Consider the following 1766-nt stretch of genomic DNA (forward strand, 5'->3'; position numbering starts at 1 on the left):
TCATAGATACTCTGACCCATATGAAAGAGAAGTGGTATCTGAAGATGATAAATTCAGCGCACTATGAAGAAAGCACTTATATTCCATCCAGATGACTCTTATAAGATGAACCTGCCGATCCCGCCGATGGCCGTCAGAACAAAGATTCTCCTGGCATTCCTCACCATTTCAGTTATATCTCTCCTTATCGCCGGAGGAATTGCATCCTCGGCAATCACCACCCTCGGCGGAACCGCGATCGAGCAGAGCGAGAAACTTGGCAGCCAGGCAGTTGAGGAGAGCACTGCGGCACTCATCGAGGATGCCGAAGAATACCTCCTCAGGATGGCAGTCGATCAGGCAGAGTATACATCCCTCTACTTTGAGGATGCTGAGAAGGCGATCCGGGCCATTGCTATCTATGCAGATGAAATTCAGCCGGATGTCATCTCTATTGACACAACCAGAACAAAAGAGGTGATCGCACCCGGCGCCCACCCTGATATTCAAGAGCGGAGGGAGCTTGCGGCCCTTGAGAGGATTATGATCCCGGTCCAGACCGCACATACGGACATCACCTGGATCTATATCGGAACCGGATCCGGGATCTTCAGATTGTACCCGTACGCAGATGATCTGCCGCCGGAATTTGATCCCAGGAGCCGGGAATGGTACCAAAACGCACTCAACCAGGATGGGATTGTCTGGTCACGACCCTATGTCGATGCAGGAAAAACCGGTCTCACCGTCACCTGCTCATACCGGATACCTGATCAGACAAAAGAATGGGTTATCGGTGCGGATGTTACCATCGAGACGATCAACCAGATGATCCTCGACACATCATTCGGGGGAGACGGGTATGGCATGCTGATTGGATCCGATGGTCATGTCATCACCCGCCCCGGACTCACCGCCGAGGATCAGCTCTGGGATGAGTCTTTTACCACCGAAAACCTTCTTGAAGCGCCTAACCGTGAGATCAAATATGTTGCTCAGAAGATGGTCAGGGGTGAGACCGGAATCAGCAGGATCTCTCTCGACAGAAATGATGTCTTCGTCGCATATGCCCCCGTGAAAACGACAGGCTGGAGCATTGCCATCGTGATGCCGGTCGAAACGGTCATCGAACCCGCGACGTTAACCGGCGGGAAACTCAGCCGGCAGACGGCAGAAACTGCCGATCAGATCGACCAGCAGATAACCCGGTCAATGCATCTCTTTATCATCACCATGGTCATCCTCATCGCGGCAGCAGTTGCCGGATCCGCACTCTTCTCGCAGGCGATCACCCGACCGCTGAAGCGGCTTGGAGAAGGAGCGGATGCCATCGGAAGAGGGGATCTGGCATACCGTGTCGAGACCGGAACACAGGATGAGTTTGGGGAACTTGCGGGTAACTTCAACAAGATGGCAGAAGATCTCAGCGCGATGATGGCCAATCTCGAGAAGACGACAGCCGAGCGGGAGCGGCTCTCACGTGAACTGGAGATCGCCCGCAGTATCCAGGAGAGCTTCCTCCCGGACAGAGCCCCGATCATCAAAGGTTTCGACCTTGCGGCAAAGAGCATCCCCGCCCTCTTTGTCGGGGGTGACTTCTATGATTTCATACCGATCGGGGACGGGCGTTTTGGCCTTGTTATTGCAGATGTCTCAGGAAAAGGTGTTTCAGCCGCCCTCTTCATGGCACTCTCACGGACACTTGTAAGGGCGAGCACGGCAGACGAGCCATCACCAGCCGTGGCAATCACCCAGGCAAACAGGCTGATCTGCGAGGATTCAAAGAC

The 1766-nt window shown here is 54.0% G+C and carries 1 protein-coding gene; it reads left to right on the top strand.

The window, feature by feature from the left end; all coding sequences use genetic code 11:
- Nucleotides 1-105: 105 nt before the first annotated feature.
- A partial coding sequence (locus QCH34_RS11985) for a cache domain-containing protein (protein WP_300334476.1) occupies nt 106-1766 on the top strand: 1661 nt, incomplete at its 3' end.

It is taken from the genome of Methanocalculus sp. (genome assembly GCF_029762515.1).
Lineage (GTDB): Archaea > Halobacteriota > Methanomicrobia > Methanomicrobiales > Methanocorpusculaceae > Methanocalculus.